General features: G+C 53.0%; 18 protein-coding genes. 2 read left to right on the top strand and 16 right to left on the bottom strand.

Annotated features, from left to right (window positions below):
• Positions 1 to 46 precede the first annotated feature (46 nt).
• From ACTHPM_RS16680 to ACTHPM_RS16655, 6 genes are all read right to left on the bottom strand, one after another.
• On the bottom strand, positions 47 to 331 hold the full coding sequence (locus ACTHPM_RS16680) for an alpha/beta-type small acid-soluble spore protein (RefSeq protein ID WP_440396641.1): 285 nt from the start codon (positions 329 to 331) through the stop codon (positions 47 to 49).
• A gap of 84 nt (positions 332 to 415) precedes the next feature.
• Positions 416 to 733 (bottom strand): thioredoxin family protein, encoded by a 318-nt coding sequence (locus tag ACTHPM_RS16675; protein WP_440396643.1) that lies wholly within the window; start codon positions 731 to 733, stop codon positions 416 to 418.
• 2 nt (positions 734 to 735) lie between these two features.
• The gene (locus ACTHPM_RS16670) at positions 736 to 1,107 is read right to left on the bottom strand and encodes a MerR family transcriptional regulator (RefSeq protein WP_440396644.1); all 372 of its coding nucleotides are present in this window, start codon (positions 1,105 to 1,107) and stop codon (positions 736 to 738) included.
• Between the two features lie 130 nt (positions 1,108 to 1,237).
• Positions 1,238 to 2,227 carry an SMI1/KNR4 family protein gene (locus tag ACTHPM_RS16665; protein WP_440396645.1) on the bottom strand — a complete coding sequence of 330 codons (990 nt, stop codon included), beginning with the start codon at positions 2,225 to 2,227 and terminating at the stop codon, positions 1,238 to 1,240.
• 161 nt (positions 2,228 to 2,388) lie between these two features.
• The gene (locus ACTHPM_RS16660) at positions 2,389 to 3,210 is read right to left on the bottom strand and encodes an ABC transporter permease (protein ID WP_440396646.1); all 822 of its coding nucleotides are present in this window, start codon (positions 3,208 to 3,210) and stop codon (positions 2,389 to 2,391) included.
• Positions 3,207 to 4,229: an ATP-binding cassette domain-containing protein gene (locus ACTHPM_RS16655; RefSeq protein WP_440396647.1), complete on the bottom strand. Its 1,023-nt coding sequence runs from the start codon at positions 4,227 to 4,229 to the stop codon at positions 3,207 to 3,209. The genes ACTHPM_RS16660 and ACTHPM_RS16655 overlap by 4 nt, the downstream gene beginning before the upstream one ends.
• A gap of 363 nt (positions 4,230 to 4,592) precedes the next feature.
• On the opposite strand from ACTHPM_RS16655, the gene ACTHPM_RS16650 reads away from it, so the two are divergent.
• A complete protein-coding gene (locus ACTHPM_RS16650; protein ID WP_440396649.1) occupies positions 4,593 to 6,038 on the top strand; it encodes a DEAD/DEAH box helicase in 1,446 nt (481 codons plus the stop codon).
• 66 nt (positions 6,039 to 6,104) lie between these two features.
• Here ACTHPM_RS16650 and ACTHPM_RS16645 read toward each other — a convergent pair whose 3' ends face one another.
• The 10 genes from ACTHPM_RS16645 to ACTHPM_RS16600 all read right to left on the bottom strand — a co-directional run bounded on the left by ACTHPM_RS16645 (position 6,105) and on the right by ACTHPM_RS16600 (position 18,327).
• Positions 6,105 to 6,971, bottom strand: a complete 867-nt coding sequence (locus ACTHPM_RS16645) for an MBL fold metallo-hydrolase (RefSeq protein ID WP_440396650.1) — start codon at positions 6,969 to 6,971, stop codon at positions 6,105 to 6,107.
• 166 nt (positions 6,972 to 7,137) lie between these two features.
• Positions 7,138 to 7,578 carry a MarR family winged helix-turn-helix transcriptional regulator gene (locus tag ACTHPM_RS16640; RefSeq protein ID WP_440396652.1) on the bottom strand — a complete coding sequence of 147 codons (441 nt, stop codon included), beginning with the start codon at positions 7,576 to 7,578 and terminating at the stop codon, positions 7,138 to 7,140.
• A 64-nt stretch (positions 7,579 to 7,642) separates the two neighbouring features.
• Positions 7,643 to 8,377: an SDR family NAD(P)-dependent oxidoreductase gene (locus ACTHPM_RS16635; protein WP_440396654.1), complete on the bottom strand. Its 735-nt coding sequence runs from the start codon at positions 8,375 to 8,377 to the stop codon at positions 7,643 to 7,645.
• Positions 8,378 to 8,430: 53 nt separating this feature from the next.
• Complete coding sequence (locus ACTHPM_RS16630) at positions 8,431 to 9,699, bottom strand: MFS transporter (RefSeq protein ID WP_440396656.1); 1,269 nt, start codon at positions 9,697 to 9,699, stop codon at positions 8,431 to 8,433.
• 310 nt (positions 9,700 to 10,009) lie between these two features.
• Positions 10,010 to 12,112, bottom strand: coding sequence for a TerD family protein (locus tag ACTHPM_RS16625; RefSeq protein ID WP_440396657.1), 2,103 nt, complete (start codon positions 12,110 to 12,112; stop codon positions 10,010 to 10,012).
• A 115-nt stretch (positions 12,113 to 12,227) separates the two neighbouring features.
• The gene (locus tag ACTHPM_RS16620) at positions 12,228 to 12,473 is read right to left on the bottom strand and encodes a hypothetical protein (protein WP_440396659.1); all 246 of its coding nucleotides are present in this window, start codon (positions 12,471 to 12,473) and stop codon (positions 12,228 to 12,230) included.
• A 16-nt stretch (positions 12,474 to 12,489) separates the two neighbouring features.
• Entirely contained in the window at positions 12,490 to 13,224 is a 735-nt protein-coding gene (locus tag ACTHPM_RS16615) for a hypothetical protein (protein WP_440396661.1), read from the bottom strand.
• A gap of 318 nt (positions 13,225 to 13,542) precedes the next feature.
• Positions 13,543 to 15,045 carry a malate dehydrogenase (quinone) gene (mqo, locus tag ACTHPM_RS16610; RefSeq protein WP_440396663.1) on the bottom strand — a complete coding sequence of 501 codons (1,503 nt, stop codon included), beginning with the start codon at positions 15,043 to 15,045 and terminating at the stop codon, positions 13,543 to 13,545.
• 376 nt (positions 15,046 to 15,421) lie between these two features.
• A complete protein-coding gene (locus tag ACTHPM_RS16605; RefSeq protein WP_440396665.1) occupies positions 15,422 to 16,879 on the bottom strand; it encodes a protein adenylyltransferase SelO in 1,458 nt (485 codons plus the stop codon).
• Between the two features lie 257 nt (positions 16,880 to 17,136).
• Entirely contained in the window at positions 17,137 to 18,327 is a 1,191-nt protein-coding gene (locus tag ACTHPM_RS16600; RefSeq protein ID WP_440396818.1) for an MFS transporter, read from the bottom strand.
• A gap of 289 nt (positions 18,328 to 18,616) precedes the next feature.
• Here ACTHPM_RS16600 and ACTHPM_RS16595 point away from each other — a divergent pair, with 289 nt between their 5' ends.
• Positions 18,617 to 19,195: a TetR/AcrR family transcriptional regulator gene (locus ACTHPM_RS16595; RefSeq protein ID WP_440396667.1), complete on the top strand. Its 579-nt coding sequence runs from the start codon at positions 18,617 to 18,619 to the stop codon at positions 19,193 to 19,195.
• Positions 19,196 to 19,643: the final 448 nt, after the last annotated feature.

The raw sequence follows: 19,643 nt of genomic DNA, 5'->3' as shown, positions 1-19,643 counted from the left end.
CGGCAGACTTCTTACTGCCATTCGGGGGTTTTGTATTAAGGAGTAACTACTCGCGTTCTTGATTCGCCATCTGCTGCTGGGCAAGCCGGACCATTTCGCGAACCATGGACCCGCCGATTTTGCCGCCGATCTGTCCGGCCGATTCGGTAGACAGTTCTCCGTTGCCGCCTTGCTTCAGCGGGACTCCCAATTCTCTGGCGACCTCGTATTTCACGTCATCCGGACGATCCGGATCGACATCATAGCCCTCGCGCTTCATCACTTCGGCCTTGAAGGCCTGCATTCCGCGTTCGGCTCCCGGCACCGCGTATTTTCGGTTTCTTCTGGACATTGCTTCGCTCACTCCCGGAACATATTTTTAATATAACATGCCCAGAGTCGGCGGCATCCATCCGCAGATGACCGTTATCTTCCGTTACGCATACCGCGAAAGCGCTGCTTGATACACGCTCTTGGGCCGAAGTCCGACCAATTTATCCACGGGCTCGCCTTTATGAAACACGATGACGGTCGGCGTACCCATGACGCCGAACTTCGCGGCAAGCTCCGGCGACTCGTTGCAGTCCACTTTGACGATCGACAAGCGATGCTCCTCCTCCTGTACCATCTCCTCCAGAATGGGGAGCAGCGTTTTGCAGGGCGGGCACCACGGCGTGACGAAATCGACGAACGTCAATTCCTTTTCCTGAATCGCATGCTCAAAATGGTCTGCGCTAATGGTCTGCACACTCATGTTCATTCCTCCCTCTCATGGCTCGGTTGTTCTTCCATAATCGACCGCATTCTCTCCTCCAGATTGGATTTGATGCTCTGCAGCAGTTTGATTTGCCCGTCGATCTCCTCCAGCTTTTGGCGGTATACCGGAACGATTTCTTGGCAGAACGATTCCTTGTTCTTCAGGACGCAGTGCAGAAAACCGGCGATCTGCTCCGTCGACAGCCCGAGATTGAGGTACAATTGGATCGTCCGTACCTGTTCTTCCGCAAACGGCGAATATTCCCGGTACCCGTTCTCCAGCCGGATCGGTGTCAGCAAGCCCTGCTGCTCGTAATAACGAAGCGAGCGGATGCTGACTCCCGTACATGCCGATAGCTCCCCGATTTTCATGATTCATGCCTCCTGAATGTTCATTTCGCAATCATTATAAACCGTGACATTAGTGTGAGGGTCAAGAGAAAACGATGATAAACGGAAAAGCCACTCCGTTCATGGAGTGGCTCATTAGGATAAGTCAGCTTTACTGCACGCAGCTCCGCTCATGCACTAATCCGCTGATAAAAGCTTCGAAATTCGCAGCCAGCTTCGTAACCTTGTGGCCGTTTTCTTTATCGACGTATACCACCTCAGGTTCCCCGTCGTTCAAGGATTCACGGTAATCGAGCATCACGATGCCCGAATCGGCAGGACAAATCATGACGCCGATTTCGGGATAGCCGCCGTTTTCAATGACAGACCGGCTGCCCATCTCTCCGCACAGCGAGTACTTTTTATCGAATCCGATCCCGAGAATGCCGGAAATCGTAATATACGCCGCGCCTCCGGATGCAGCCTCCGCGATCGGAAAGCAGCGGTTGTGGGGAATGCCCCCGTTATGTACCTTCATCATCTCGATATAGGAGGCCGGCAGCTTGAACACAAGCTTCTCTTCCACGGCAGAGATCGTTTCGTCCATTGGCGGCTCGGATACATAGAGCTCTATTGCCTGCGGAGTGTCGTTCCAGAAGCCGGATGCTTCCACCGGCACGTCCAAATCGGCGGTGACGAGAGGCTCTGCCGCAGTTGCCGGAACGACCGGTTCTGCGGAAGGTTCCCCCGGCAGATCGAATGCCGCATCATCTTCCTCCTGATCTTCATCTTGTTCTTCGTCTGTCTCCTCGGAAAGCTTGCTCCGGATATCTTCCAGGAACTCCAGCGTATCCTCATCCCCGGGATCAAGCTCATGCGCAGCTTCGAATGCTCCAAGCGCTTCCTCGTAGCGATCCAGATAATAGTAAGCCAGTCCGATCCGATAGTGCCAAAGCGGGTCCTCCTTGCCCTCTTCTGCAATAGTTAAGAACTGCGCTACCGCTTCTTCATACTGCTCAAGGTTATTCAGCGCTCTTCCCAAATGGCTGACCAGCTCATAATCCCGTTCCTCCTCGGGAATCTCCATGATCGCATCAACGATTTTCCCGTATTCATCTTCTTCATGCCACGCATCCAGCTGTGCCAAAAGATCTTCTCTCACCGTGCATGCCTCCCAATTTAAGCCTTTTTTCAAGTATAACATTAACGGTGTAGGCGGCTCCAGCTTGGCCGGCCCTGCAAAGAAGAATATGAAAAAGAAGGGCTATATAAGCCCCTCAGGATGAAATGCTATTCATCGTACTTTCTTCATTCTTCGTTGGTTTACGTCCGTCTCATATAGGCACGCACCGTAATGGGTGCGAAGATGGCCACGATGACGGCGGCCCCGATCAGGGAGATGCCTAAGTCCCAGCCCGCGGTGCCCGAGTTGGTCAAATCTCTCACGGCCGTCACAAGGTGCGAGATCGGGTTGATCTTCGCGAACCACTGCAGCCAGCTCGGCAGGGTATCCGCAGGGACGAAAGCATTGGAGAGGAACGTAAGCGGAAACAGCACGATCATCGAAATGCCCTGTACGCTTGAAGCCGTACGCGCAATGACGCCGAAGAAGGCAAAGATCCAGCTGATCGCCCAGGAGCATGCAATCACGAGCAGGGCTGCGAGAGCGACGAAGCCGAGCCCGCCTTCCGGGCGATAACCCATGACATATCCCATGCCGAACGTCAGGACGGTCGCGATCGTATACCGCACCGTGTCCGCCAGCAGTGCACCTGCAAGCGGGGCGATGCGTGCGATCGGCAGCGACTTGAACCGGTCGAATACGCCCTTATCCATATCCTCCCGGAGCTGGACGCCGGTGACGACCGAGGTGGTGATGACAGTCTGCACAAGGATGCCCGGAATGATTAAGGGCAGATAGCTCTGAACGTCTCCGGAAATGGCCCCGCCAAAAATATAGGTGAACATCAAGGTGAAAATAATCGGCTGCAGCGTCACGTCAAACAGCTGCTCTGGCGTGCGCCGTATCTTCAGCAGGCCGCGATAAGCCATCGTGAGCGAATTGCGTATCGATTGCCCCAAGCTTGTTCTGCCGCGCAGCTGGCGATTCGCGTTCTTGGTTATTGTGGTCGTCGTCGTGTTCATGCACTTGCCTCCTTCGCTTCATCGGATGCCTTCGGAGCATCCCCGTCGGCCCCGTGGCCGGTAATAGTGAGGAAAACTTCGTCCAGGGTCGGCTTCTGCACGCTCATCTCCGCGAGCGGAATGCCGGCTTCGCGCAGAGCGATCAGCAGGTCCGTCACCCGGTCGGCATCCGCCATCGGAGCCGTTATCCGGCCGCCTTCCGGCGACACCGCCGACTGGACCTTCAGCACCCGCTCCACCGTCCGGCGGGCTTCTTGGATGTCCTGTGGATGCTTGATGCCAAGGTGCAGGGACGAGGTGCCTACGGACGCTTTCAGCTCATTCACGGTGCCCTCGGCGACCACCCGTCCGCGGTCGATCACGGCAATCCGGTCCGCAAGCTCATCGGCCTCCTGCAAATACTGTGTCGTTAACAGCACGGTAGACCCCGTTTGAACCAAGCGGCGGATCGTATCCCACATTTGATTGCGCGTCCTTGGATCCAGCCCCGTCGTCGGCTCATCCAGGAAGATCAGAGGCGGCTGCGCGATGAGGCTTGCCGCCAAATCCAGCCGGCGCCGCATGCCGCCGGAGAAGTTCTTGAGCGGGCGCTTCGCAGCCTCCGTCAAGCTGAATTCCTCCAGCAGCTCTGCTGCCTTGCGCTTCGCTTCCATGCGGCTAAGCCCCAGAAGCCGGGAGAAAATGATCAGATTCTCGGTCGCGCTAAGCGACTCATCCACGGAGGCGTACTGTCCGGTGACGCCAATCAGCTGGCGCACGATATTGGGATCCTTCGCCACGTCGTACCCGAAGATGCGCGTCGTGCCCACGTCGGCCCGCAGCAGGGTCGCCAGCATGCGGATCGTGGTGGTCTTCCCTGCCCCGTTCGGCCCCAGCACGCCATAGATCTTGCCGGCGCGCACGTTCAAATCCACTCCGTCCACCGCCCGGTTATCCCCGAAATTCTTGACGAGCCCGCGTGCTTCGACGGCCCATTCGCTTTGGGACGCTTTTCGTTCCATTCCGTTCCTATTGTTCATTTAAGAACCCTCCTCTTCCGTCATCACTGTAATTCGCATTCGCTATTTCTAACATGGACCTGCACCGGAAAGTAACCTCCGTCCGCCAGACGGATATTACCGCGTCGTTCTTCTTAGGCCCACACGGTTGCCGGTTGCTTTGCTGTTTACATAAGGGATCATAAGATACTTTTATGAACTGAATATGAACGAAGCGAGGGTATTATGTGAAGGCAGGCATGTGAGCGCTGAAGCGCTCCTGATCCTTTTCAGGAATGTACCGATAAAAATGCCGGGATTCGAGTATAATGGAGCAGTATATAGAAGATTAACGTTTGGGAATGGGTTACAAGCATTCGAATATCAAAGTAGAAGAGGTTAAATATGACGGCAAAGTCCTTTACAGATTATCCATTAAGCCAGGAAATCCTGCGGGCGCTGAGTGACCTGGGCTTTGACACGCCCACGGAGGTTCAGACGAAAGTGCTCCCTGTTGCCCTTGGGAAGCGCGACCTGGTTGTCAAATCGCAAACCGGCAGCGGCAAAACCGCCGCGTATGGAATTCCGCTCTGCGAGCTCGTCGACTGGAACGAGAATAAACCGCAAGCCTTGATTCTGACGCCAACCCGCGAACTTGCGCTGCAGGTGAACGAAGATCTCTCCAATATTGGACGCTTTAAGCGGATTAAGGCGACGCCGCTTTTTGGAAGGCATCCTTTTCACATACAAAAGGCGGAGCTCAAGCAAAGAACTCATATGGTCGTCGGTACGCCGGGGCGCGTGCTGGATCATATTGAGCGCGGCACGCTGGCGCTGGACCGGATCGCTTATCTGGTCATCGACGAGGCCGATGAGATGCTGAACATGGGTTTTATCGAACAGGTTCAATCGATCATTCAGGCGCTGCCCCAAGACCGGGTTACAATGCTGTTTTCCGCTACGTTTCCTGAAGATGTGGAACGGCTCGCCCGAGAATATATGGATGATCCCGTTTCAATCGAGATTGAGGCGAGCGGCCTGACGACGGCGACGATCGAACACGCGCTGATCCAGGTCAAAGAAGCGGACAAGCTGGCCCTTCTTCAGGACGTGCTGATCGTCGAGAACCCGGACAGCTGCATCATGTTCTGCCGCACGCAGGAACATGTCGACGGACTGTTCAGAGAACTGGCCGACCTCGGTTATCCATGCGACCGCATTCATGGCGGAATGGAACAGGACGAGCGGTTCGAAGTGATGAATGCGTTCCGCAGAGGCCAATTCCGTTACCTGATTGCGACCGATGTCGCCGCAAGAGGCATCGATATTACGAACATAACGCATGTGATCAACTATGATATTCCGCTGGAGAAGGAGAGTTATGTCCACCGCACGGGACGTACCGGGCGGGCAGGCAAGACAGGCAAAGCCATCACGTTCGTGACGTCAAGGGATGCCCATCGATTAGCCGAAATCGAAGCCTATATCGGATTTGAGATACCGAGGATGGAAGCTCCATCTGCAGAGGACGTGGATCGTCACCGGGGAGATTTCGAGAAGAAGCTGAAGTTCAAGCCTGAACCGAAAAAAGACAAGCGCGAGCAGTTAAACAAACAGATCATGAAGCTGAACTTCAATGGCGGCAAGAAGAAAAAGCTCCGCGCGGTAGACTTTGTCGGAACGATTGCGAAGCTGGACGGGGTAACCGCAGACGACATCGGGATTATTACCATCCTTGATTTTGTGACGGACGTGGAGATTCTGAACGGCAAAGGGCCGCTCGTGCTCGAAATGATGCAGAACACCACGGTCAAAGGCAAGCTGCTGAAGGTCCGCAAAGGAAAAAAGTAACCTAGGCCGCTTGTCGTCAAAAAGGGGAGATCAGCATCCGTGCTGATCTCCCCTTTATTAGTGCATTTATTTGGCTTCGCTTCGTAAAAACTTCTTTCGGTTCCCGCTTACAAAGTTGCGGATGTACTCGGACTGCTCCTCATCCGGCGCTTCCTTCCGTACCTCTTGAAACCTGGCTGCAGCCTGTTCCAGGGAAGTTTCGTCTCCTACGATTTCCCCAATCCGGGACAGGTCGTCCAGAAGACGCCACATGTCCGCTCGGGATTTCGGAGCCTGATGCCCCGTCAAATACCATTTTGCATCGTACTTTCTGATCTTATCCAGTAGGATGCCCAGTTCCTGCCTATCATAGCTCCAATCGCCGCTATAAAAGTCCTGATAGATGCAGTCCCCGAGAAACATCGTTTGGGCCTCCGGAATGTATACGATAGACGAATCCCGCGCATGAACGCCTCCCACATGTTCAACGATGCAGGTGACGCCACCCAGGTTCAGCTCGAGGCGGTCTTCGAACGCAAGCTCCGGCGATTTAAGCTCCAAATGATCCCTGACAGGCATTTCGCGCTTAATCATATCCCTGCAAAATTCAATTTCCTCGCCTGTCGCGACCCGTGCATCCAGAGAGGCATCGTCCCATTTCAGGGTCTTCAAATATTGTATTCTTTTTTTCGTATCCTCATGGCTAATGGCCGGTAAATCTATCGTTTTCATGCCGAAAATGTGATCCCAATGCCAGTGCGTGATGATGACGAACCTCACCGGCGCGATATGCATGCTGTGGACCAGCTTCAGCAAATCCTTGGCATGCGCAGGCGAATTGCCCGAATCGACGAGCACGCTGTAGTCGTCCCCGCAGATCAGTCCCAGCGTCGGGCGGTCTGTCTCCTGCACATGCGGCATGTAATACACCCGACTTGCAATGTTGCGTAGCATTTGAAGCACCTTCCGTTCTGTATATTCTTAGGTTGCTGCAATCTTTTATAGGTGCGGAACGTATGGCACGAAAAGCAAAAGCCCGCTATCTTAAGGCAGACTCCATCCTATAATTCCCTCCGGTGCAGGGATTAAGTCGAGCCTTTCACTACATCATACCTTTTCTTTAGGATGGAAATCCGGATTCCATGAGCTCCTTGTTCAGCCTTTTATAAATCTCCGTCATCTGTATCCGATCCTGCTCGTTTAGCTTCGCGAACAAGTCTCTCTTCAGCCTTTGTCCTTCCAATGTCGCCCGTTTCAACACTTCGGCGCCCTGATCCGTGATCTCCAAATACACAATGCGCCGATCCGACTCGTGGACGCTTCTGACGGCTAATTTCTTCGCGACAAGCTTGTCCGATAAATAACTGAGCGTAGGCGGGGTAAGCCCCAGCGCTTTTGCGATGTCCGACGGCCGGCTCGGTCCGTTTTGCTTCAAGTGCCCGAGCACGAGCACATGGGAAACGCCGAGGTCCTCGTTGAATGTTTTGTTCCACTGAACGATCAATTTATTCGTAAAATTCTCCATGTTGTGAATAAGTTCAAAAATGCTCTGCTCTTCCATGTAATCCTCCTTGTAAAAAGAAAACGACAGCCCCTCAACGAAGGACTGTCATCAATTTTACACGCTATTGGGCGGAGTATCCACCGTCAATAACCAGCTCGGAGCCGGTAATATAAGAAGAATCGTCGGAAGCCAGGAACAATGCCGCCTTGGCGATATCATCCGGCTGACCTAGCCGCTGCAGAGGCGTGGCCTGAATCAGTTGACCCAGTAAATCCTTAGAGGCGCTTAAGGCTTGGGTCATCGGCGTTTCGATAATCCCCGGGAACAGGGCATTGACCCGGACACCCTGACGACCGAACGTCGTGGCGGCTGCTTTGGATAATGCGCGAACAGCACCCTTGGACGCCGAGTAATGGTTAAAGCCCTGGCCGATCATCGCCGTGTAGGAAGAGATGTTAATAATGGAGCCTTTCTTGTTGGCAGCCATATAAGGCGCGACATGCTTAATACCCGCAAACGGGCCAAAGCCATTAATGGAGAGCATTTTCTGCCAATCCTCCACATTGATTTGTTCGTAAGGCTTCTCAGAAGAAATGCCCGCGTTGTTCACCAGAATATCGATCCGGCCGCAGCGATCATGAACTTCTTTCGCCAGTGCCTGCCAATCGTCATCCGAAGCCACATTCAACTTCATTCCGAAGACATTCGGTTTCCGGCTTGCCTGCTCCAGCGCTGCTTCGTTAATATCAGCAGCAATCACGATGGCGCCCTCCTGCGCGAACAGATCCACCATGCATTCACCGATGCCCGAGGCCCCGCCCGTAATTATTGCTACTTTATTGTCCAATTTACCCATTTCGCATGCTCCTCTCATTCATTGATTGAACCGCCGTCCATATACCTGCTGCGTTAATTCCACAAGCCTGCCTGCTCCAGCTTCTTCTTGCCTTTGAAGGCCATGCCGATGCAGACGATATTAATAATCATCATGATTCCGATGGCATACAATACAGGCGTATAGCTCCCGGTGTAATCAAATACGAATCCGTATGCCGGCAGAGCAACGATCGATGAAATGGCCAGTCCCAAGGAAGCGTTGGAGTATATCTGGCTGTACTCCTTATTGCCGAACAAACTTGATGTAAGCGCCGGGCCAAGCGTTCCGATAGAGGCAGAGACCAAGCCGAACAGCAGAACGGCAATCGATATGACGACCGTGCTCGAAGGCGAGAATAACAACAGCCCTATGGACAGCATGCCAAGGAGCATGGTTCCCATCGCCGTGTTCCGGGTGCCGATTTTATCGCTTGCATACCCGATCAACAGCGAGCCGATCAGCACGCCGATCATATTGGTTGCCATGACATTCCCGGCAAAAGACACATCAAATCCCTTGTTCATTAGGTACGTCGGAATATGCATCGAAAAGCTGGCCGCAGATGTAATGAGAAAGAAAAAGGCGATAAGCGCATAGAAAGCGGAAGACTTTCTGGCGGCAGCCAACGTCACGCCTTTATCATCCGCTGATGTATGGGCAGAGGCCTCATGAGCGCCGCCCGCTGATTCCGCTCCATAAGGAAGCGTTTTCTTATCCTGCGGTGACTTTCTGATCAACAGCATCACGATCGGCACCACGATAATGATGACTGCGATGCCGACAATCATGTAGGAAGCTCTCCAGCCTTGACCCGCGATCAGGTTGCCGACAACCGGTTGGGTAATCGCGCCAAGCACGCCGCCGGCCGCACCCATGATCCCAAGCGCCAATCCTTTGCTTTTCTTAAACCATTGATTGATGAGCACGGGACCCGCGATGACGGTAATAAATACGCCGCCCACAGCCAGCGGGACAGCCAGAATGTACCAGCCCCATACGGAGTGCATAAAGCCGAACGCGGCAAAAGCCCCCGCCTGCAATATAATAGCAATCGTCAAAATGAGCCGGGTATCATACTTCGCCATCAATTTACCGCCAATCGGCAAGAAGATCATCGTGATGATGGCTGATACGCTGAAATACAGGGACAAGCTGCCCATTCCCACGCCCAGTTCATTTGACACCTGCTTCAAGAAAAGCCCGGCAGAGTTATTTAATCCGGCTTTCCCCAGACCAACCATCAGGCAAAGCCCCAGCAAAATCCACCAAGCGTAGTGAATTTTTCGTTTGTCGTGACTCATAACGTTTGTCGTTCCCCCATTCGCTCGTATCCTGCAGCTTTGAGCTGCGATTAGGTTGATGCCATGTTCGCAGAGGATCTTGGCATCATTTTATACTTGTAGTATACCTAATATTTAGATATCAAAATATTGGACGTCTAAATACTATCAGAATATTTATTCGAGCGCAACGGGGAAAATAGGAATCGTTAGGATTCGGATGGATCATATAAAAAGCCGCTCCGGCAGGCCGGAACGGCGACGATCTGTCATGCTTTTGGGATAAAATTCCGTATCTATTCCCGCTAAGTGGCGTCATGCGCACGGATGCTCAAACCAGGAAATCCGCCATAATGTGCTCGATATCAAACGGTGTGACACCCTGTTCCACCGAAAATGTCGCATCCGCCTGACCCGGCGTATTCACGATTTCCCCTCTGGCCTTCGCATGGAGCATAAATAAGTCGTACAGGTCCGGTTTCCGCAGCGCCGTCATCGCTTGGCCCATTAAAACCATCCCCTTCTGGTTTCCTTCGACGTTGTTGTAATAGTGCGGATGTCTCGTCAAAGCCAGATCGGTCCAGATGACCTTGCGTTCCACCAGATCCATAATGACGGGAATGGCAATCTGCGTATCGGCTGTGACGTCGATTTTATTCGCCACCGTCTTAGGCTCGAATATCTCTCCGGAGCCCGGCTTCTTGCGCATCATCCAGCCGGTAAAGCATTCCGGCAAATCGCAGTACGGCTGGCTCGTAAACGAGTGCAGGGTAGCCACGATATAACGGCCGCCGTAATCGAAGATCGAAGGAATGTGCAGATCGATGAATTCGCATGCACCCTGCGGCGCCGACACGATATCCCCGCTATGGACGGCCAGGTACTTCGAAGAGCGAAGGTTCGTGTACGAGATATGCTCGACATACTGCCAGTTGCGGTCATACATGACGGCGGACAGGTCGATATCCACGCGGCCCGTGGGCTTTCCGCCGACCTCCCCCTCTTTCCACCAGTTGAAGAAGCGGATGGTATCCCCCTCCGGCATCGGCACACGGCTTCCCCGTACAAGCGTATGCAGCGCCTTGCTTGCCGATCTCTGCGAGAAAGGCACATGGTAATCCTTCAACCGTTCGTCGACATAAGCCTTCCCGAGCGGCGGCAGTGCGGCGAAACGCTGGATCAGCGTATCCTCGCAGCAATGCACGATGTCTGCGCATGCCGCTTCATCAATGCCAGGAAGCTTATCCGGAACGGCAAACGCCTTGGCCACGTTCCCTTTCGGGAAAAAGACGCGCAGATTCTGCCGCTCTTGGCGGTGGGCAAAATGGTTCTTCACCTGCAGCAGGACCGGCGTCGATACCCGGCTTGCGACCTCGCCGAAAGCCAGCACGACGTATTCGGCGTATTCCGTCGACCGCAGCAGCTGATCCAGTCGGCGCGCGAATTCTCCCGGACGCTGCATCAATAAATCGAGCGCGTTCCAAATCTGATCATATTGGAACGCCAGCTCAACGCTTCCGTTAAAGGTCGTGAAAGGCTTGTCGTTACGCAAAATATCAAAAGCTTCCTCGCAGCGCATATACCGGTGCTTGTACTCGGAAGGATGCAAAATTTCGCCCAGCCGAATCCAGCGCTCCTTATACCGGAGCATATCCTCCGTAATCGACCCGCATTGCTCCAGAAGACCCAGCAGCAGCCGGCGCTCGGACCGCTTGAATTTGCGGAAGCGAGCCGGCGCCGCCAAGCTGACATCGCCATCCGACCAAGCGACAGCCAAACGCAGGACATCCGTCGCCGTCTTAAAATAGCGTCCTATCAGCGTCATATTCGCTTTATCATGCTTCAAAAGGGACGCGGCCACGAAGCCGGCGTTCTCCTTGAACGGAATTTCCTCCGGGAGAATCGCTTGCAGGTCTTCCGGTTCCGCCAACTCGAACACGGCATCGATATCTTGTTTGTCTGCGTCCGAGATGGAGGTCTTAGCCTCTATGATTCGGCGTACCAGGACATGAAACTCGGCCGTGCTGCCGAGATCAATCACTTTCAGATGGCCCTTATCCGGCAGCGGAAGCCTGCTTGCAGCCTCATACTCCGGCAAATCCAGTGTCAGATAATGATATAAGGCGTTCAGATACAGCACCGCCTCTTCTTCCTCCATCACCTGCATCGGAAACCCTGAATACATCGGCTGATACTCTACATGTGCGCCCACCATGACCTTCAGGTCGGCAACCAGCTGCAGATACAGCGCTTCGAATCGCTCTTTGGGCAAGGCCCGTAAAGCACGCATGAGAGCATGCGAGAACGTATATCCGAGCTCCTCAATATTTTTCAAAGCCGTAGCCAGATAAGCCCCCGGGAGTGGGTTTACTCCCTCGGCTTGGTTAACGATCAATTTGTTTGCTCTTCTCACATATATCGAATTCATCATCATGATAAGAGTCCAGGAGAGCCATATCCCTAATAGGGTTTAAGGAGTATAGAAGGAAGGAATATGATAGCCTGGACGCCTCCTCTCTGGTTTAAACTCCATCAGGGAAGCTGCGACCCTAGTTCACCAAATTGAATATAGAAGGAAGGATCGCAATAGCCTGAGGATCAAAAGCTCGCCAGGTCCATGACCTTGAACCTTTGATGGATTCATCTTCCCACATATCAATCGGCGTAAACAGGGCGAAAGTATTACGACATGGTAAAATCTTAAAATTCAGCTGGCCCCATGCCGGGGTGAGCATCAAAAAAGCGAGTGCCGCTCGCTGCTGCACTCGCTTAACGTCGTTATGCTCACTACTCATGAAGAACCTCTTTGTCTTACAACGCTTCGCATCCCATCGCCAACAGCCACTTCTCTATAACAGAAAAGGCCTGCTGTTCATCCTGTTCATACATCACGGCCACCTCTTGCCCGTAGGCCAGATTAAAACGTACGTATCCGCCCAGCTCCCGATAGAACAAATGGCAGCTATACTCGGTTTCTATAGAGAGATCGGGCAGAAAGGCCTCCCGGCACTTTCCAGCCAGCTCCGGCAGCGTAAGCTCGCTCCGATCCGGTGGCAAACGTAAAAACTGGTGATTCCGGGAACCTGTCCACGGCTCATAATAAACCGCCCCAGCTTGCGGAGTTCCATACACCTGGCTATAAATCTCGTCCAGCACGGCCGCATACGTCTCCGCACCTTCTGGCTCCCGTGTTTGCAGCGCAATCGCCGTCACGCGGTCCCCGTGCCGAGGCAGCCAGAGCAGTTGCCCCGTCTTGGCATGCACCGCCAGAAAGTCGCCGTCCACCGTCGTCCCTATGGCCGTGCACTCGCCGATCTGACGCTCCGTAATCGGACTGTCCTCGTCATGCTCCCATAAGCCATACTCGGCAAAAGGCTTAAGCACCTCCGTATCCGGCCGCTGCACATTCATCCAGCCCCTATAGGTGCCCTCCCCGTAATGATGCAAAAACAACGGGTAGCCTGGCGGAAAGAAGGCTTCGTTTTCCTTCGCAAGCGCTCCATTATGGCTGACCGGCAGCGGCTTTGGCCGAGATACCATATACATGAATGATCCCCCTTTTTCCGTAACTATATTGTAGAATGGAATACGTTGCCGCAAATTTGCATTTCACCGAGCGCGATAGGTATCAATTGACCCGCCGCTCGCATCGAGCCATTGCCCCGTGACAAAGCGAAGTTTTCCTTCCAATGTTCCTGCTTCCATGCGCTCATCTCCCTGATCCGAATGTTCACCCAATAATTCACAGGTCCGATATCAGCATGTTGCACCTCTTATTCGGTGATGAACAAAGCAAGTACGGCCTTTATCCCGTCGAGCTGGGGATAAAGGCCGCTTCATTCGTTATGATATAGGGGTAACCGTCTACTTGACGGAGCGCAGCTCTTTCGTAAGGCCGAGCGCCTGTGCCGTCGAAGTGTGGATTTCACGAATTAGTTCCGGATGCTTCAACAATTTGACGCCATACGAAGGAATCATCTCTTTTAACTTTGGTTCCCACGCTTTGAGATGCTGCGGGAAGCACTTTTGGATGATTTCGATCATGACGGAAACCGCGGTCGAAGCCCCCGGCGATGCGCCAAGCAAGGCGGCAATCGATCCGTCTGCAGCGCTGACCACTTCCGTGCCGAATTGGAGCGTTCCTTTGCCTCCGGCTTCCGTATCCTTGATGACCTGTACGCGCTGGCCGGCTACGAGCAGTTCCCAGTCTTCGCTTTTGGCGTTTGGAATAAACTCACGCAGCTCTTCCATGCGCTTTTCCTTGGACAGCATGACCTGCTGGATCAGGTATTTGGTCAGCGACAGGTTCTTGGCGCCTGCGGCGAGCATCGTGAACACATTGTTCGGTTTTACGGAACCGAGCAGATCGAACATGGAACCCGTCTTCAGGAACTTCGGCGAGAAGCCAGCGAAAGGTCCGAACAGCAGCGTCTTTTTATGATCGATGAATCGGGTGTCCAGATGCGGAACGGACATCGGAGGCGCGCCTACCTTGGCCTTGCCGTATACCTTGGCATGATGCTGGGCAATAACCTCTGGGTTGTTACACACCATGAACAGACCGCTGATCGGGAATCCTCCGATATGCTTTCCTTCCGGAATGCCCGACTTTTGAAGCAGGGGCAGACTTCCCCCGCCACCGCCGATAAAGACGAATTTGGCCGTATGGCGTTCAACATGACCGCTATCGGCATTACGCACTTTCAATTCCCACAAGCCATCGCTTGTGCGTTTAATATCGTCAACGCCATGCTTGTAATGGATGTTGACGTTTTTATTTTTCAAGTGATCGAACAGCATGCGCGTTAAAGCACCAAAGTTAACGTCCGTTCCGGAGTCCATTTTTGTAGCTGCGATCGGTTCATTCGATGTACGGTCTTTCATAATGAGCGGAATCCATTCCCGCAGTTTCTTCGGATCATCGGAAAATTCCATTCCTTGAAACAGAGGATTGTTCGACATCGTTTCAAAACGTTTCTTCAAAAACGCGACGTCCTTCTCCCCTTGGACTAAACTCATATGTGACAATGGCATAATAAAATCTTGCGGATTACGGATCAGGTTACTTTTAACGAGATAAGACCAAAACTGCATGGAATCTTGAAACTGCTCATTCACATGGATCGCCTTGCTGATGTCAATCGATCCATCCGGCTTTTCGGTCGTGTAGTTAAGCTCGCACAGCGCAGCATGCCCCGTTCCAGCGTTATTCCATTCGTTGGAGCTTTCGACGCCTGGGCTTGCCAGCTTCTCAAACACGGTAATGTTCCAGTCGGGTACTAATTCTTTCAGCATGGTCCCGAGAGTCGCACTCATGATTCCGGCACCAATTAAAATAACGTCTGTTTCGGTTTGTCTGTTACTCATGTTTACCGTCCTTACACGCTAATATTTGAAGAAAAGATGTAGGCGCTCTCACAAACGAGCCAGAATAACGGTTACACACCTTTTCTATATGAATGATAACCTTTTATTAGTATATCACTAATTTATACACTATTAAATAATAGTTATATGCCATTTTGGATGCGCAAAAAAACCAAGTCCTTGGCCCGGCTGCTTCGAACAGGGTTGGGTCTTGGTTTTTTTGCGCAGTACTGCCGCCTACTTATGGATCATCACAAGCTCAACTATCCTAAAAAGCCAGGAGTCTTTCATGTCGTTCACCGCCTGCCATACTCCGCATTGATTTGAAATCATCTGGCAAAAGAAAGCATGACAGACAGCAGTACCTCCGCCCCGCTTATGTCCCGCAATACGTCCGGTAAGGCTGGGTCGACACAGGCAGCGCGCAGTATTCCTCCTGCTCCGCGGTGTATGCGTACGGATTGGACAGAACGGCAAGCAGCTGCTCCATCACGCTGTAATCTTCGCGTTCCGCTGCGGCCTCCAGAGCCGCCTCGACCCGGTGATTCCTCGGAATGACCGCAGGATTGCTGCTTTGCATCAACTGCCGGGAGGCGGCTTCGGATAGCTCTTGTCTGGCGAGTCTCGCATTCCAGCGCTCCTTCCATTCGGTGAACTCCGGAGTCTCGAACAGCTCTCCGCTTCCGATCGCACCCAAGGTTAATGCACGGAACGTATTGGTATAATCCGCACGATATTCTTCCATCAGACGGAGAAGATCAGCAGCGAGTTGTTCATCCTGGTCTTCTTCATTCGATATTCCCAGCTTCGCTCTCATGCCCTTAAGCCATTCGCCTTGATACAAGTCCATAAATTTCGCTATCTCGTTCTGCGCCAGCTGAACGGCCTGTTCCTGATCTTCATGCAGCAGCGGCAGCAGCGTCTCGGCAAAGCGGGCAAGATTCCAGCCAGCAATGTTCGGCTGGTTGCCGTATGCATAGCGGCCTTGTGAATCGATGGAGCTGAACACCGTGGCCGGGTCATAGGTATCCATGAAAGCGCAGGGACCGTAATCGATCGTTTCGCCGCTGATGGCCATGTTATCCGTATTCATCACCCCGTGAATAAACCCGACGAGCTGCCACTTGGCAATAAGCGAAGCCTGACGTTTGATCACTTCCCCAAGCAGCGCCAGATAGCGATTTCCCGCCTCTTTAGCCTCGGGATAATGGCGCTCTATGGTGTAATCGGCAAGGGCCCGCAGCCCTTGTTCCACACCCAGATGGGCTGCATATTGAAAAGTGCCCACGCGGATATGGCTGGCAGCAACACGGGTCAGAACAGCGCCCGGGAGGGTCTTTTCGCGGGTGATGGGCTGCCCGGTTGCCACGACGGCAAGACTGCGTGTCGTGGGAATGCCCAAAGCGTGCATCGCCTCGCTGATGATGTATTCGCGCAGCATCGGTCCAAGTGCGGCCCTGCCGTCTCCGCCGCGGGAGTATGGCGTTCTGCCTGAGCCCTTCAGCTGAATATCCACCCTCTTGCCACCGGGAGTCAGCTGCTCACCCAGCAGCACCGCCCGGCCGTCCCCCAGCATGTTCAAATAGCCGAACTGGTGCCCCGCATAAGCTTGTGCAAGAGGATCCGCGCCTTCCGGAACTTCATTCCCTGCCAGTACCGACACGCCTGCCTCGCTTTGCAGCCTTTGAACCAGTAGGCCAAGGGATTCAGCCAGGGGTTGATTGAGAACGGCCAACTTCGGTGAACGTACGGGAGTCGGTTGAATCCGGGTATAGAATGATTCCGGTAGACGGGCATAGCTGTTGTCCAAATTCCAGCCTGTTTCGTTACGCATTTACGTAGGCCCTCCTAAGTTTCTTTTTTCGAGTGGATTATTCACTGCTTATTCTAGTATAACTCCCTTCGGTTTTACCTAATCGAGGCGCAAATACCGGAGGGAGGCAACTTATATTCAATCCACATTCTCGCTTGATGATGAACCGCGGCTCCGAACGCCGACTGCTTCGTCGATCGGGCACTTATGGGACATCTTCAAGTCATTACTCTACGTCTCATTATATCCGCATTCCCTGCGTATACCCAATTCCCGGATTACTTCTTCTCTGTTGAAAAATAAAGGATGGCAACGATCGGAAAAGCCATTCCGATCCATAACGCGACGCTCCATCCTCCCGTGGCATACGCCCATCCCCCAACCGCAGAGCCGATAGCGCCGCCAAAGAAGAAGATCGCCATAAAGAGCCCATTCAGACGGCTCCGTGTTTCCGGGCTCAACGAGAAGAGCGCCCGTTGTCCAAGCACAAGATTGGCGGAAACGCCGGCGTCCAAAAGAATGGCTGAAACGACGAGACTAACGATTCCGGCAATTGAGCCCATATGGAACACAAGCGGCAGCAGCATCGAAATGACGACCGTGGCGAGCGCAATTCCTGTTGCGGGCTTCGTCCAGCCGCGGTCAGCCAAACGGCCGGCCACAGGTGCAGCAACCGCTCCGGCGACGCCGACAAGAGCGAACAAGGCAATGTCCATCTGTGAAAAGTGAAAGAGCGGGCCGGACAGCAGCTGCGGAACCGTGGTCCAGAACAAGCTGAACGTTGCAAACACGAAGGCATGGTAAGCGGCCCGGCGGCGCAGGATCGGAGTGGTGCGCAGCAGATGCCACATCGAAGCGAGCAGAGCCGCATAACGTGTATTCGTCACGGGCTTCCGTGCAGGCAGCACTTTGGACAGTACGATGGCCAGAATAATAACCGCCGCTGCAGACAAGGCGAATACGGCATGCCAGCCCAGGAAGTCAGCCACCAGGCTGGACAAAGGGCGCGAGAGCATAATACCAAGCAGCAGACCGCTCATGACATTACCGACAACGCGGCCGCGCGAAGAATCCGAAGCCAGGTATGACGCGAAAGGCACAAGTACCTGCGCTGCGACCGAACCCAGACCGACGGCAAACGAAGCAGCCAGGAATGGCACCACTTGTTTGGACAATGCCGTGACCGCAAGGGCAGCCCCCGTAAGGAGCAAAGATGCGACTACCAGCTTCCGATTCTCCACGATATCTCCCAGCGGGACGATCAATAACAAACCGACCACATATCCGATCTGCGTCAACGTCACGATCAATCCGGAACTGCCCTCGGGCAGGCCGATGGATGAGCTGATGACCCCCACCAGGGGCTGTGCGTAGTACAGGTTGGCTACGATAATGCCGCATGCAGCAGCCAGAAACAGGATGAGCCATGCCGGGATATTTTTTTCGCTGGATTGCTCTTTTACATTAATCACTTTCGATCACTCCTTATAAGAATATAGTTTTGTTACAACGATCTGCACCTTCATGACTTGGCGGACAAGCGGGATACTCGGCATTCTGATTGGCCGAGGCTCTTACTCGATTTAATTAAATACTAAACGTTTAGTTCATTAATTTGTATAAGTGAATAATATACTAAACGTTTAGTTTTGTAAATAGGCGGACGCAACTTTATTTTTTATTCATAAGGGGTATACTGAACGTATAGTTTATTTTTTGGCTGTCAGGATTAGATAAGAATGAAGGGAGATGTTGATGATGAATGCAAAAAGAGGCCGACCGCGTAATGTAGAAGCGCAAAAGTCGATCCTATCCGCATCGTATGAGCTATTGCTGGAGAACGGCTTTCAAGCCGTCACCGTGGATAAAATTGCCGAGCGCGCCCAAGTAAGCAAGGCGACGATCTATAAATGGTGGCCTAACAAGGCGGCCGTGGTCATGGACGGATTTATGGATGCCGCCACGGACAGGCTGCCCGTTCCGGATACGGGCTCGACTTTTAACGATATTCTCATTCACGCCACGAATTTAACCCGGTTTTTGACAAGCCGCGAGGGGACCATCATCACGCAGCTATTAGGCGAAGGGCAGTTTGATTCCGGCTTGGCGGAGGCCTACCGGGATCGTTTCTTCCGTCCCCGCCGGCTTGAGGCCAGAGGTCTGTTGGATAAAGGGGTTCAGCGCGGGGAGTTAAAGGGCCATCTCGATATTGGCATTTGCATTGATCTCATTTATGGTCCGATATTCTATCGTCTGCTTGTGACGGGCGAAGCGTTGGATGAGCCTTATGTAAAGCAATTAGTAACAAACGCATTTGAAGGCATTCGTACGAGCTGAATGATTCGGCACACGCAGCACACGCAGGACACGCAGGAAATACTCCTGAAACTTATAGGTATTTTCTTTTTCGTCTGCTCCAGGAACAGCAAACCAGCGGCAATGTATGCGATAATCCGAATACAATGGGGCAGCGCGGACTGTAACTGAGGCGAATGTATGCGGAAATTCGAATACATGATGCGACGCGGACAGTAACCGAGGCAAATGTATGCGATAATCCGAACACATGGGGCGACGCGGACAGTAACTAAGGGGAATGTATGCGAAAATACGAATACATGGGGCGACGCGGACAGTAACTAAGGGGAATGTATGCGATAATACGAATACATGGGGCAGCGCAGACGTAACTAGGTGAATGTATGCGAAAATTCGAATACATGATGCGACGCGGACAGTAACCGAGGCAAATGTATGCGATAATCCGAACACATGGGGCGACGCG

It is taken from the genome of Paenibacillus sp. SAFN-054, from assembly GCF_051966755.1.
GTDB lineage: Bacteria > Bacillota > Bacilli > Paenibacillales > Paenibacillaceae > Paenibacillus_AQ.
Note: the sequence above shows the minus strand (reverse complement) of the source record. Positions and strands in the feature narration are given on the sequence as shown.